The organism is Pseudomonas sp. IT-P12, from assembly GCF_949767465.1.
In the GTDB taxonomy this organism is placed as follows: domain Bacteria; phylum Pseudomonadota; class Gammaproteobacteria; order Pseudomonadales; family Pseudomonadaceae; genus Aquipseudomonas.
Map to the genome: position 1 here is coordinate 732486 of NZ_CATKPY010000011.1, position 14041 is coordinate 746526.

Consider the following 14041-nt stretch of genomic DNA (forward strand, 5'->3'; position numbering starts at 1 on the left):
CTGTCGCCCTTTCAACGCCAAGCATTCCGCCACGGCGCAGGCATTTCGCCTGGATGATCTTGATGCAGTCGATGCTAAAGAGCTGACAGGTGCTTGAAAAATGCTTTATTTTGGCAAGGCCATGTCTTTTTGTTATGGCTTTTCCCGAAGGACATCACCATGAATCTTCGCCAGCTGGAGGCCTTCCGCGCCGTCATTCTTGGCCAGACCGTCACCCGCGCCGCCGAAATGCTGCACATTTCCCAACCGGCGGCGACGCGCTTGATCGCCAGCCTCGAGGAGGACATCGGCTTCAACCTGTTCGTCCGCGCCAAGGGCCGGCTGCAACCCACCGCCGAGGCCATGACGCTGTATCAGGAAGTGCAGCGCTCACTGCTCGGCGTCGAACGCATCGCGCGAACGGCCCAGGAAATCCGCAGCCTCAAGCGCGGCTCATTGCTCATCGCCTGCGCGCCGGCCATGGGTCTTTCGTTCCTGCCCCGGGCCATCGCGGCCTTCATGGCCGAACATGAACAGGTGCAGATATCGCTGCTGGTGCTGGCATCCCGCGAAGTGGTGGACCTGGTGGTCGGCCAGCGCTGCGACCTGGGCATCATCGTCCTGCCCAACACCTACCCCAGCCCGCGAGCGGAGAAACTCCTGGCCACACGCATGCTCTGCGCCCTGCCGGCCAACCATCGCCTGCGGGAAAAGACCACGATCCGCCCGGAAGACCTTGAGGGCGAAGCGTTCATTTCCTACCCGCAATCCATCGGCTCGCGCCAGCACATCGACTCGATCTTCGCCGCTTACGGCGTGGAGCGCGAACTGCGCCTGGAAACCCAGCTCTCCTTACCGATGTGCGCCTTTGTCGAACAAGGCCTGGGAGTGGCGCTGGTCGACGCCATCAGCGCTGTCGAGTACCGGGGCAGTGGCGTGGTGTTCAGGGCGTTCGAGCCGGCGATTGAAATGGATTTCAGCATGCTGCTGCCCGTCCAGGGGCCGGCGTCGAAGCTACAGGTGGCTTTTCTGGAGCACATGCAGGACTTCATCGCCCGGGAGGTGCCGCAGGATTACCGTTTCTAGCGGTGTGAGGGAACGCAGGGATGGCATTCGAAGCATCGAGTACAGGGCAAAACCCCGGAGCACTATCCCCGGACCCTCGTGTCTTACCTTTACGGTGTTTTGCCCAGGCGCATCGGTCGGTGATCTAGAATCAGTTTTTCACCCGCACGATGCTTCAGTACTGCCAACAATGGCCCGTTCACAGGCGTGTGCGGTCAGTGCAAAGGGAAACCCAAATGCTCGGACGCAGCAAACCAGAGCCCAAGGCGGATGTGTTCACTGAAGGCTCTTCGATGAAATCCGTGAGCGCCGGAGCGACTTTCCGCCTCATCGTCAGTTTCATGCTCGCGGTCATCCTGGCGTTTTTGACCGTTGAGGGCTGGCGGACATGGCGTGACTATCGCTCGGCGTTTGCCTCCGCCCGCGACTCTGTGACCAACCTGGCGCGAGCAACGGCGCAGCATGCCGAGGACGCCATACGCCAGGTCGACGTGCTGACCACAGCGCTGGCTGAACGAGTGGAAGGCGACGGTCTGCAGAGTCTCGATGCGGCGCGCATCCACAAGTTGCTGGTCCAGCAATCGAAGATCATGCCGCAGTTGCACGGCCTGTTCATTTACGGCCCGGATGGCCAATGGATCGTCACGGACAAGGAGGTCACGCCAGACCCGGCGAACAACGCCGACCGCGATTATTTCCAGTATCACCGCACGCACACCGATCGTAACGTGCGCATCGGCGATGTGGTCAGAAGCCGGTCCACCCAGGACTTGATCATTCCCATATCCCGGCGGCTGAATAACCCCGACGGCTCTTTTGCCGGCGTCCTGCTGGGCACGATCAAGGTCAGCTACTTCGTCGACTACTACGGCGACTTCAAGATCGACGACAAGGGCGCGCTGGTTCTGGCGACGCGCGACGGCACCATCCTGGTACGCCGCCCTTTCATTGCCTCGGTGGTGGGTCAGAGCCTGGCGAACAGCGAGATCTACAAACGCTATTTGCCAAATTCCGATGAAGGCATCGCCGAAGTGAAGGCCGTCGTGGACGACACCGAACGCCTTTACGGCTACCGGGCATTGACCACCTACCCGCTGGTGGTGGAGGCCGGGCTGTCCAGGGAGTCCATCATCGCCCCCTGGCGCCGGGACCTGATCAAAACCGGGTTGGTGCTGTTTTTCCTGATGGCGGTGTTCACCGTTTTTGGCCTGATCGTCCTGAGTCAGCTGCGGCAACGGATGGTCATGTCCAGGGAGCTGCGTCGCGCCCACCAGTCCATGCGCGAGATGGCATTGACCGACAGCCTCACGGGATTGGGCAACCGGCGACGCCTGGACAATGCGCTGCCGCATGAAATACGCCTGGCGCAACGGCAAGGTTCGCCGCTCTCGCTGATCATGATCGATGTCGATTACTTCAAGCGCTACAACGACCGGTACGGACATGCGGGCGGCGACGACTGCCTGAGCGCGGTCGGCGGCGCCATCCAGCAGGCGGTCAAACGACCCGGTGACCTCGCGGTCAGGTACGGCGGGGAAGAATTCACGGTGCTGCTCCCCAACACCGACAGCGCCGGTGCCGCCCAGGTCGCGGAAGACATACTGCGTGCAATTCGATCCCTGAACATCGAACATTCCGAGCATCCGTTGGGCAAGGTCACGGCCAGCGCCGGCATCGCCACCCAGCTGCCGGGCATCGAGGATGTCACGCCGGCCAGCCTGCTCAAATCGGCAGACGCCTGCCTGTACGCAGCGAAACAAAGCGGACGCAATCGTTGGTATGCCACTGATGACGCGCACTTGCTGACTTAGGAATACCTCACATGACTTTGATCCGCCTGAACGTCGATTTCAACTTCAGCGCCCATAATCAATGGGTAATGATCGGGAATATGCCCAGCAGGAAAAGCGAATATTCGGGGGATTTGATATTTTGATAACACCTGACTGATCACACGATAAGCCGTCTCGTCAAAATTTGACTTGACCCCGCCTATATCACGCATTGAACCCACGATGACGCCCTTTATTTTTGCCAGGGCCCCTGCCGTTTCCAACGTTTGCATCTGTCGATCGATTCTGTAGTAAGCATTTTCGCCAATGTCCTCGATAAACAATATGGCGCCTTCATAATCGTAGTCGTAGCGCGTTCCTGAAACGGCCCCGACAATGGTTTGATTACCGCCGACCAATCGCCCCTTGGCCTTGCCCCTTTTATTCAAGGCATGCGAAGTGACCGAATATTGCGGCATCGCGCCCTTCAAAATATCAAACACTTTGTCGTAGCTCGATGGTGGCGGCGCAACGCCCATGCTCAGGGTCCGCACGACATTGGGCCCATGGATCGTGGCGATAGCGTGACCATTGAAAAAGCTGTGCAGATAAGTGATATCGGAATAACCGATCAGCCACTTGGGGTTATTGCAAATGGCATTCATATTCAAACCACCCAACAACTGCACACTTCCATAACCGCCACGGGTCACCCAGATCGCGTCGATATCCGGTTCATCGCACGCCCATTGCAAGTCTTCCAGTCTTTGGGCTGGCGTCCCTGCATAGGCATAATGATTGTCATACTTCTCCAGACAATTTCTGGATAAGACGGGTACGTAGCCCTGCCCTTTGATCATTGGAATAACGTGATCCAGAAACGCTGGATTGGTCAAATAACCCGCTGGCGATACGATGGCTATCTTACTTCCACGCTCAAGGGCTTTCGGCAGTATCAAACAACTCATAGGGTTTCTCTGGAGGGATAAAAAACTTACCTTACCAGAGCCATTAAACAGGGCACTTTCGCTTTATTGACAGATCATTGCCGAGTGTCTCGAAAGTTGTCAGCCACGTTTAGGGCAGTTCGCTCAAGTTGGCCACTTGAGTGGCGATCCACGCCTTGCATTGTTCAATCTGCAAGGCGGTGTGTTCCGGGTTGCGCAACATGCTGTCCAGCCGGATGACCTGGATATTGGTCAGGCCGATGGTGGGCAAGACATATTCCAGGTAAGGCGTCAGGAAATCCTGCTGGGCGTAGGGTCCGGTCACCGGTCCTCCGCTCGTGACGATGATGAACACCGGCCGGTCCGCCAACAGCCCCTGCTTGCCAGTGCTGGATCGCGCAAAGGTGCGCTGCGGTCGCAGGATCTGGTCGATCCAGGCCTTGAGTACGGCCGGCACGCCGAAGTTGTGCATCGGTGTCGAGATGACGAGCGCTTTTGCCGCCTCCAGCTCCTCGATGTAGGCGTCCGACTCGGCACTGGCCGAGCGCGAGTCGAGGGGCAGCAGATTGTCCGCTGCAAACTGAGGACTGGGCATCGGTGGCGCATGGCTTGCGATGTCCCGCTCGACCACCGAGAGATGGCTGAATTTGTGGGTGATCTGTTCGGTCAGGGCACGACCCATGGCAGTGCTGGTGGACAACTCGGCCCGCGGGCTCGCCGTGACGTGCAACAGGTAGGCGGACGCCTTCATGAGTGATCCCCTACCGGTTTGACAAAGCGTGTGGCCAGGTTGGTCATTCCACAGCGCGTGTAGAACCGTTGTGCATCGTGATTGACCAGGGCGGTGTCGAGCACCAGGTGGTCGCACTGCGAATCCCGCGCCACGCCCATCAATGCCTCCAGCAATTGTTTGCCCAACCCGGCACCGCGCAGCGTTGCATCCGTCACCAGGTCGTCCACGTAGAGAAACTTGCCGTGGATCAGGTTTTCCTGAAGGCGAAACCCGGCCAGGGCCCGGGGGATGTCGTCATTGACGACCAGCAGCACGCGGTATCCACTCGCGGCCTGGCGCTTGTACGCGCTCAGCCATTGCTCGGCGCTGGTCAGGCGCGGCCGCAGTTGCCGGATCAAGTCGAACGCCGCCCGTATTGCGGCGTCGTTGGAAAACTCCCTGACACCCTCGATTCCAGCAAAACCCGTCATGGTCCGTGTCATCTTTCAAGCCTCGATACGTGGAAGAGGCTGTATTCTTGCCTTGAACTGGACCAAAGTATTGATCCATTCTTGCACTATCTGACTGATCCACCTTCGAGTGCCAACCGTGAATAAAACGTCCTCCGCTCAGGTCACCTGGTCACTGACGCTCGCCGCCCGAAAACCTGACGAAACACTGCAGGACTGGCTTTACAGAACCCTGAGGCAGGACATTCTCGACGGCCGCCTGGCACGCAACTTTGTCCTTCCCAGCACGCGTTTTCTCGCCGCGCAATATGGCCTGGCCCGGGGCACGGTGCAGGCCGCCTACGCCCAGTTGCTCAGCGAGGGTTATCTGGTCACCGCTCAGGGCAGCGGCACCAAGGTCAGCCTGAGCCTGCCCGACGATCAGTTGGTCAAGGCCGGGCCCGTTGCGCCAGACACTCCCCCGCCCCCTGCCGCATCCCCGATACCGCTGACCCGGTGGGCTGCGCAACTCATCGAACAGGACCCGGCGTTTCCCCTTTCATCACCGAAAAAACTGCCCTTCGCGCCCCACACCTGTGATGTTGCGCAATTTCCTGTCGACACCTGGCGGCGCCTGCACATGAGGCACCTGGGATCCGTGCTGCCACCGGTCCTGTCGGCTCGACCGGCACAAGGGTTGCCCGCGCTGCGCCAGGCCATCGTCGAGCACCTGGCGATTGCCCGGGGCGTCGCCACTTCGGCGGACACGGTGGTCATCGTCAGCAGCGTCCAGCAGGCGCTGGATATTTGCCTGCGCCTGATCATCAACCCTGGGCAGTCCGTGTGGATGGAAAACCCCGGTTACCCCGGAGCCCGACAGATCATGCAAGGCGTCGGTGCGGACATCATCGACGTGGCGGTCGATGCGGCGGGAATGGATGTGAGCGCAGGAATGCGCCTGGCGCCAGATGCGCGGCTGGCCTACGTGACACCCTGCCGCCAGGCGCCCACGGGCGTTGCCCTGTCGGCGGAACGGCGTCTCATGTTATTGAGCTGGGCCAGGGAACACGGCGCTTACCTGTTTGAAGATGACTACGACAGCGAGTATCGGTTTATCGCCAAGCCAATCCCCGCGCTCAGGGGCATGCCCCAGGCAGACAGTCACGTCATCATGACCGGCACCTTCAGCAAGTTGCTGTTCCCCGCCATGGGCCTGGCGTACGTGGTCCTGCCGCCGCAACTGGTAGAGCCCTTTACGCGGGCATTGTCGTTGACCTCACGCAGTGCGAACGGCCTGGCGCAGGCGGTGCTGGCGGACTTCATGGCGCAGGGGCACTTCGGTCGGCATATCCGCCGGATGCGCAAGGTCTACGCCACCCGCGCCCGGGTGTTCGAGGACGCGGCCAGGCAACACCTGCATGACTTCATCGAGGTCCCGCCGATTCTCGCCGGGCTGGATGTCACTGCCCGGTTGAAATCCATGCCCGAAGCGCAGGCACTCGCAGTACTCGATGCCGCCAACGTCAGCGCGTTCGCACTGAGCCGCTACGGCCGAGGCCCACACGTACCGCCAGGGCTGGTGATGGGGTTCGCGGCCTACACCGAAGACCAGATCACCCAACAAATGAGCGCGATTGCCCAGCGGCTGAATCATTGATCGCTGAAACCCAACCCCTCTGTGGGCTTCGGCGACCAAAGAATTTGCGGTCGCGACAATCCATTGGAGGGAGCCAGCCTGCTGGCGACGGCGGATTTGCTGCCGCCATCGCTGTCCTGTGGGTCACTCGAAATGGATGCGCAGCCCCGCCATGGCAAGGATGATCGTCACCGCCACCAATGCCGAGAACACGATACCCGCGACCAATACGCGAGTGGCGGTTGTTTCATTCACCCGGTGAGCAATCATGACCCCGCGCAACCCGCAGAATGCATGGGCGATGACAAAGAACACCGCCAGCAGGTAGTACGGCAGCAGGCGAATGTTCCAGGCGTCGTGCAACAAGCCGGCCGGCGCACCCACCGCGAAGCCCCAATCGGTTTCGATGTTGAAGTAGCTGCGCGCCAGGTAAAGCACGGCATTGACATGGCTGATCACCGCAAAGATCAGGAACACGCCGCCGGCAATCTGAAAGGACCGGATAGCGTCCGCCGGCCGCCGGGTCATGCGCCAGGCCATGTAAGCCCCGCTACCCACCAGGAACAGAAAAGTGGCAATCAGCAGTGGCTCGATCAAGGGAGAGCGGTAAACGACCCGCAGCACCTTCATGACGGCCAGATGAGCATCGGCGCCAATCAGCCCCACCAGATGGTTGCTGAAGTGGAAGCACAGGTAGACCACCGCCAGGGCGGCCGCCACGCCATGCCAGCGTCGCATGTTGGCATGGGACGATTGCGGTTCGGGCTGACGCGGCAAGGGCGTGCGATCGGCGAACGAGATCATGACCATCAACGCGGCCCACATGAACGTCAGGAAGCCGACATCCCAGGCGGGTTTGCCCAACAAAAGAAACAGCACCCCCGTCAGGGTGAACATGGGCGCAACGGCCACGGAAACAAAGGCGACCCGGCGAGCCAGTACATCGGCTGCGCTTGGCTGGTGCAGCTTGCCCAATCGCGTCGCCGTCAGCAGCCCCCACAGGGGTAATCCAATGGCGATCAGCAACATCAGTCCGGCACCCAGCCAGCTCCAAAAGCCGCCCCCCTGGGAAATCGAGACACGCATGGCGTCGTAGCCCATCAACAGGTAAGGGTACACAAGCGCGATCATGGGCCCCACATACCAATCGGTGCGGGCGGTCACTGAGGATCGCTCCAGTGTGTGTGCTGGCAGGTCTCTCGGGGACTGAGACATCGAATAATCCTTGAACGTTGGAAGAATCCGGATGATCCCCGCTGACTGGACCAAAGTATTGATCCATTACGCCGATATCGCACTGGTCCACTTCGCTAGACTGCACGGCGCGGTCAGGGCCGACCTTTGCACTTCACGCAATACAGAATTTACATCGAGCGCATTGATGCCTACCGATGCGAGGTGCATGCTAGAGGGCTAGGTGCATTCTTATATCATTCCGAATGATAGTTACCTTCGCTTCGTTCGATTCGTGCGATAGCCCCCCGCCACTCATCATCCGCCCATTCTCAATACATTGGCGGATGCATCCATGGAACAATCACTCAAACATTTGCGCTTCCCCCTGGCCGTGTTGGCCGTGCTGGTGATGAGCGCCTGCGGCAAGGCCCCCGAAACTGCGGCGAGCATGCCCGCAGCGAAAGTCAGCGTCGCCAAGGTGCTGGAACAACCGGTCAACGAGTGGGATGAATTCACCGGGCGCCTCGAAGCGCCGGAAACCGTAGAAATCCGTCCACGGGTTTCCGGCCAGATCGACGACGTCGCGTTCACCGAAGGCGCACTGGTCAAGAAAGGCGACCTGCTGTTCCAGATCGACCCTCGCCCGTTCCAGGCTGAGGTCCGCCGCCTCGAATCCCTGGTTGCCCAAGCCCGCGCCAGCGCCACCCGCAGCGAGAATGAAGCCCAGCGCGGTGAGCGCCTGCGCACCAGCAACGCGATCTCCGCCGAGCTGGCCGACTCGCGCACCAGCGCAGCCCAGGAAGCCCGTGCCGCCGTCGGCGCGCTTCAGGCACAACTGGACCTGGCAAAACTGAACCTGAGCTTCACCCGCGTCACCGCCCCGATCAGCGGCCGCGTCAGCCGTGCCGAAATCACCGCGGGCAACCTGGTGACCGCCGATACCACTGCCCTGACCAGCGTGGTCTCCACCGACAAGGTCTACGCCTACTTCGACGCCGACGAGCGTGTGTTCCTCAAGTACACCCAGCTCGCTCGCCAGGGCAAACGCGGGGCGACCACTCCGGTTTACCTCGGCTTGTCCAACGAAGAAGGCAACCCGCACCTGGGCCAGATGAACTTCGTCGATAACCAGGTCAACCCGAAAACCGGCACCATCCGTGGTCGCGCGGTGTTCGACAACAGCGATGGCAACTACACCCCGGGCCTCTATGCACGCCTGAAACTGGTGGGCAGCGGCACCTACAACGCCATGCTGATCAACGACGAAGCCGTCGGCACCGACCTGGGCAAGAAGTTCGTGCTGGTGATGGACGCCGAGAACAAGACGGTTTATCGCTCGGTTGAGCTGGGTCCGAAAATCGAAGGCTTGCGCATCGTGCGCAGCGGCCTGAACAAGGATGACACCATCATCGTCAAGGGCTTGCAGCGCGTCCGTCCGGGCTCGCCGGTCACCCCTGAAGTGATCCCGATGGCCAGCGAGCAAACCCTCGCGGCCCTGGCTCAACAACGACAAGCGCTGGAAGCCAGCAACCTGCCCCGCGTCGCGCCCTCCAAGGCTGCACCGGGTCCGGCTGTGAAACTGGCTGCTGCGTCTCCACGCGGTTAAGGGATAACGACTCCGATGAATTTTTCCCAGTTCTTCATTTCCCGGCCGATCTTCGCTGCGGTGCTGTCGCTGCTGATCCTGATCGCCGGTTCCATCTCGCTGTTCCAGTTACCCATCAGCGAATACCCGGAAGTGGTGCCACCGACTGTGGTGGTGCGTGCCAACTTCCCGGGCGCCAACCCGAAAGTCATCGGTGAAACCGTGGCCGCTCCCCTGGAGCAAGCCATCACCGGCGTCGAGAACATGCTGTACATGTCCTCGCAATCCACCGCTGACGGCAAGATCACCCTGACCATCACCTTCGCCCTGGGCACCGACCTGGACAACGCGCAGGTGCAGGTGCAGAACCGCGTGACCCGGACCGAGCCGAAGCTGCCAGAGGAAGTGACGCGCATCGGTATCACCGTGGACAAGGCGTCGCCCGACCTGACCATGGTGGTGCACTTGACCTCGCCGGACAAACGCTACGACATGCTTTACCTGTCCAACTACGCGCTCCTCAACATCAAGGACGAGTTGGCGCGCCTGGGTGGTGTCGGTGACGTGCAGCTGTTCGGCATGGGTGATTACTCGCTGCGGGTCTGGCTCGATCCTAACAAGACCGCTTCGCGCAACCTGACCGCCACTGACGTGGTGGCCGCGATCCGCGAGCAGAACCGTCAGGTGGCCGCCGGCCAACTGGGTTCGCCCCCTGCCCCGAATGCCCAGAGCTTTCAGCTGTCGATCAACACCCAGGGCCGACTGGTCACTGAGGAAGAGTTCGAGAACATCATCATCCGCGCTGGCGACGACGGTGAAATCACACGCCTGCGGGACATCGCCCGGGTCGAGCTCGGCTCCAGCCAATACGCCCTGCGTTCGTTGCTGAACAACCAGCCGGCCGTGGCCATCCCGATCTTCCAGCGCCCAGGTTCGAACGCGATCGATATTTCGAACCAGGTCCGCGGAAAAATGGACGAGTTGAAGAAGAACTTCCCGCAAGGCATGGACTACAGCATCGTCTATGACCCGACGATCTTCGTGCGCGGCTCCATCGAAGCAGTGGTTCACACCCTCTTCGAAGCGCTGATCCTCGTGGTACTGGTGGTGATCCTGTTCCTGCAAACCTGGCGCGCCTCGATCATTCCGCTGGTGGCGGTGCCGGTCTCGTTGATCGGTACGTTTGCGGTGATGCACCTGTTCGGCTTCTCGCTCAATGCCCTGTCGCTCTTCGGTTTGGTACTGGCCATCGGTATCGTGGTGGACGACGCCATCGTGGTGGTGGAGAACGTCGAACGTAATATCGAGCTGGGCCTGGAACCGTTCGAGGCCACCAAAAAAGCCATGAGCGAAGTGACCGGTCCGATCATTGCCACGGCACTGGTGCTGTGCGCCGTGTTCGTCCCTGCCGCGTTCATCTCCGGCCTCACCGGGCAGTTCTACAAGCAGTTCGCCTTGACCATCGCGATCTCCACCGTGATTTCGGCCTTCAACTCGCTGACCCTGTCGCCAGCGCTGGCCGCCGTGCTGCTCAAGGGGCATGACGCACCCAAGGACCGCTTCTCCCGGATTCTGGACAAGTTGTTCGGTGGCTGGTTGTTCCGCCCCTTCAACCGCTTCTTCGAAAAAGCCAGCCATGGTTACGTTGGCACAGTGGCCCGCGTGATTCGCAGCAGTGGCATCGCGCTGCTGTTGTACGCAGGCCTGATGGTGCTGACCTTCTTCGGTTTCTCCAGCACACCGACCGGTTTTGTACCCGGCCAGGACAAGCAATACCTGGTGGCCTTCGCGCAACTGCCGGACGCCGCGAGCCTGGACCGCACCGAAGACGTGATCAAGCGCATGTCCGACCTGGCACTCAAACAGCCAGGCGTGGAAAGCGCCGTGGCGTTCCCGGGCCTGTCGATCAACGGGTTCACCAACAGCCCGAACGCCGGCATCGTATTCGTGACCCTCAAACCGTTCGACGAGCGTAAAGACCCGAGCATGTCGGCCGGCGCCATCGCCGGTGCCCTGAACGGCCAGTACGCCGGGATCCAGGAAGCCTACATGGCGATCTTCCCGCCGCCGCCGGTACAAGGCCTGGGCACCATCGGTGGTTTCCGCCTGCAAATCGAAGACCGGGGCAACCTGGGCTACGACGAGCTGTACAAGCAGACCATGAACATCATTGCCAAGAGTCACACGGTTCCGGAACTGGCCAACCTGTTCACCAGCTACACCGTGAACGTGCCGCAGGTCGATGCCGCCATCGACCGGGAAAAAGCCAAGACCCACGGCGTGGCCGTCAGCGACATCTTCGACACCCTGCAGATCTACCTGGGTTCGCTGTATGCCAACGACTTCAACCGCTTCGGTCGCACCTATCAGGTCAACGTTCAGGCCGAGCAACAGTTCCGCCTTGAGTCCGACCAGATCGGCCAACTGAAAGTGCGCAACAACAAGGGCGAGATGATCCCGCTGGCGACCTTCATCAAGGTCAGTGACACCTCGGGCCCGGACCGCGTGATGCACTACAACGGCTTCATCACGGCTGAAATCAACGGCGCCGCCGCCCCTGGCTACAGCTCCGGCCAGGCCGAAGCCGCCATCGAGAAACTGCTCAAGGAAGAACTGCCCAACGGCATGACCTACGAGTGGACCGATCTGACCTACCAGCAGATTCTGTCCGGCAACACCGCGCTGTTCGTGTTCCCGCTCTGCGTACTGCTGGCGTTCCTGGTGCTCGCCGCGCAATACGAAAGCTGGAGCCTGCCGCTGGCGGTGATCCTGATCGTACCGATGACCCTGCTGTCGGCCATCACCGGTGTGATTGCGTCGGGCGGCGACAACAACATCTTCACCCAGATCGGCTTGATCGTACTGGTGGGGCTTGCGTGCAAGAACGCGATCCTGATCGTCGAGTTCGCCAAGGACAAACAGCTCGAAGGCCTCAACCCGCTGGCTGCGGTGCTGGAAGCCTGCCGCCTGCGTCTGCGTCCGATCCTGATGACCTCCTTCGCGTTCATCATGGGTGTGGTGCCCCTGGTGTTCTCCAGCGGTGCCGGTGCCGAAATGCGTCACGCCATGGGTGTGGCGGTGTTCTCCGGGATGCTCGGGGTGACCTTCTTCGGCCTGTTGCTGACGCCAGTCTTCTATGTGTTGATCCGTAATTTCGTGGAGCGCGGCGAACAACGCAAAGCGGCCAAGGCCCTGAAACTGGAGGCGCAACAATGAGCCTGAAAGCCTTCCTGCCCAGCCTGCTGGTACTGGCCCTGAGCGCCTGTGCCGTAGGCCCGGACTATCAGACTCCGGCGACCGAACGCGCCAACATCACCACCGCCACCGACGGCGCTGCCGGTCAGAAGAACTTCGACCGCTCGCGTTTCGAAGGCATCTGGTGGCAGCAGTTCGACGATCCGACCCTCAACCAGTTGGTGACCCAGTCCCTGCAAGGCAACCGTGACCTGCGCGTCGCCTTCGCCCGCTGGAAAGCGGCCCGGGCGATTCGCGATGACGTCAGCAATGACGCCATGCCGACCATCACCAGCCGCGCCAGCAGCGACCTGGGCAAGGGCCAGATTCCAGGCCAGACCACCCGCCGGGTCAACAGTGAACGCTATGACCTGGGGCTGGACATGGCCTGGGAACTGGACCTGTTCGGACGCATCCAGCGCAACCTGGAATCCAGCGACGCCGAGCAGCAGGCGGCCGAAGCCGATCTGTACCAACTGCAAGTCACCATGATTGCCGAGCTGGTCGACGCCTACGGTCAACTGCGCGGTGCGCAACTGCGTGAAAAAATCGCCCTGGCCAACCTGAACAACCAGCAAGAGTCGCGCAAGATCACCATCAGCCTGCGTGACGCCGGTGTCGGCGATCAGTTGGATGTCGAGCGCGCCGATGCGCGCCTGGCAGCGGTCGAAGCCAGCGTGCCGCAATTGCAGGCCGAGCAGGTGCGGCAGAAAAATCGTATCGCCACCCTGCTGGGTCAGCGCCCGGACAAACTGGCCGTCGACCTGAGCCCCAAGGACCTGCCGGCGATTGCCAAGGCCTTGCCGATCGGCGATCCGGGTGAACTGCTGCAACGTCGCCCGGACATCCTCAGCGCCGAACGCCAACTGGCCTCGGCCACCGCGCGCATCGGTGTGGCCAAGGCCGACCTGTTCCCACGGGTCAGCCTCAGCGGTTTCCTGGGCTGGACCGCCGGACGCGGTTCGCAGATCGGTTCTTCGGCGGCCAATGCCTGGGCCCTGGGCCCGAGCATTACCTGGGCCGCGTTTGACCTGGGCAGCGTGCGCGCCCGTTTGCGTGGCGCCGATGCCGAGGCCGAAGGCGCCCTGGCGACCTACGAACAGCAAGTGCTGCTGGCGCTGGAAGAATCGGAGAACGCGTTCAGCGACTACGGCAAACGCCAGCAACGCCTGATATCACTGATTCGTCAAAGCGAATCCAGCCGTGCGGCGGCTGACCTGGCGCAGATTCGCTACCGCGAAGGCACGGCCGACTTCCTCGTCCTGCTCGACGCACAACGCGAGCGGCTGGCAGCAGAAGACAGCCAGGCCCAGGCGGAAATTGACCTGTATCGCGGCATCGTCGCGATCTACAAGGCCCTCGGCGGTGGCTGGCAACCGGAGACCGTCGCCAGCCAGTAACGCATCAACGAGCTCTTTTGGTTGGCACCACCAACCAGATTTTTGCCCCGCGCCTCATTCGGTCGCGGGGCTTTTTTTTGCCCGCT

General features: G+C 61.2%; 10 protein-coding genes. 6 read left to right on the plus strand and 4 right to left on the minus strand.

Annotated features, from left to right (window positions below; all coding sequences use genetic code 11):
* Positions 1 to 159 precede the first annotated feature (159 nt).
* Both ACM6IM_RS06440 and ACM6IM_RS06445 read left to right on the plus strand, forming a co-directional pair.
* Entirely contained in the window at positions 160 to 1065 is a 906-nt protein-coding gene (locus ACM6IM_RS06440; protein WP_414864565.1) for a LysR substrate-binding domain-containing protein, read from the plus strand.
* A gap of 215 nt (positions 1066 to 1280) precedes the next feature.
* Positions 1281 to 2855, plus strand: coding sequence for a diguanylate cyclase (locus ACM6IM_RS06445; protein WP_414864566.1), 1575 nt, complete (start codon positions 1281 to 1283; stop codon positions 2853 to 2855).
* Here the strand turns inward: ACM6IM_RS06445 and ACM6IM_RS06450 are convergent.
* From ACM6IM_RS06450 to ACM6IM_RS06460, 3 genes are all read right to left on the minus strand, one after another.
* Positions 2852 to 3784, minus strand: coding sequence for a S66 peptidase family protein (locus ACM6IM_RS06450; protein WP_414864567.1), 933 nt, complete (start codon positions 3782 to 3784; stop codon positions 2852 to 2854). The genes ACM6IM_RS06445 and ACM6IM_RS06450 overlap by 4 nt on opposite strands.
* Before the next feature lie 109 nt (positions 3785 to 3893).
* Positions 3894 to 4514 carry an FMN-dependent NADH-azoreductase gene (locus ACM6IM_RS06455; protein WP_414864568.1) on the minus strand — a complete coding sequence of 207 codons (621 nt, stop codon included), beginning with the start codon at positions 4512 to 4514 and terminating at the stop codon, positions 3894 to 3896.
* A complete protein-coding gene (locus ACM6IM_RS06460) occupies positions 4511 to 4966 on the minus strand; it encodes a GNAT family N-acetyltransferase (protein ID WP_414864569.1) in 456 nt (151 codons plus the stop codon). The genes ACM6IM_RS06455 and ACM6IM_RS06460 overlap by 4 nt, the downstream gene beginning before the upstream one ends.
* Positions 4967 to 5084: 118 nt before the next feature.
* Between ACM6IM_RS06460 and ACM6IM_RS06465 the strand changes: the two genes are divergently transcribed.
* Complete coding sequence (locus ACM6IM_RS06465; RefSeq protein ID WP_414864570.1) at positions 5085 to 6581, plus strand: PLP-dependent aminotransferase family protein; 1497 nt, start codon at positions 5085 to 5087, stop codon at positions 6579 to 6581.
* A gap of 123 nt (positions 6582 to 6704) precedes the next feature.
* Here the strand turns inward: ACM6IM_RS06465 and ACM6IM_RS06470 are convergent, their stop codons facing one another.
* Positions 6705 to 7691: a hypothetical protein gene (locus ACM6IM_RS06470; RefSeq protein ID WP_414864571.1), complete on the minus strand. Its 987-nt coding sequence runs from the start codon at positions 7689 to 7691 to the stop codon at positions 6705 to 6707.
* A 397-nt stretch (positions 7692 to 8088) separates the two neighbouring features.
* Between ACM6IM_RS06470 and mexE the strand changes: the two genes are divergently transcribed.
* Genes mexE through ACM6IM_RS06485 form a run of 3 tightly spaced genes read left to right on the plus strand, consistent with a single transcriptional unit; the run spans position 8089 to position 13955 of the window.
* Positions 8089 to 9342, plus strand: coding sequence for a multidrug efflux RND transporter periplasmic adaptor subunit MexE (gene mexE, locus ACM6IM_RS06475; RefSeq protein ID WP_414864572.1), 1254 nt, complete (start codon positions 8089 to 8091; stop codon positions 9340 to 9342).
* Between the two features lie 15 nt (positions 9343 to 9357).
* The gene (locus ACM6IM_RS06480) at positions 9358 to 12537 is read left to right on the plus strand and encodes an efflux RND transporter permease subunit (RefSeq protein WP_414864573.1); all 3180 of its coding nucleotides are present in this window, start codon (positions 9358 to 9360) and stop codon (positions 12535 to 12537) included.
* On the plus strand, positions 12534 to 13955 hold the full coding sequence (locus tag ACM6IM_RS06485) for an efflux transporter outer membrane subunit (RefSeq protein WP_192308116.1): 1422 nt from the start codon (positions 12534 to 12536) through the stop codon (positions 13953 to 13955). The genes ACM6IM_RS06480 and ACM6IM_RS06485 overlap by 4 nt, the downstream gene beginning before the upstream one ends.
* The last annotated feature ends 86 nt before the right edge of the window (positions 13956 to 14041 follow it).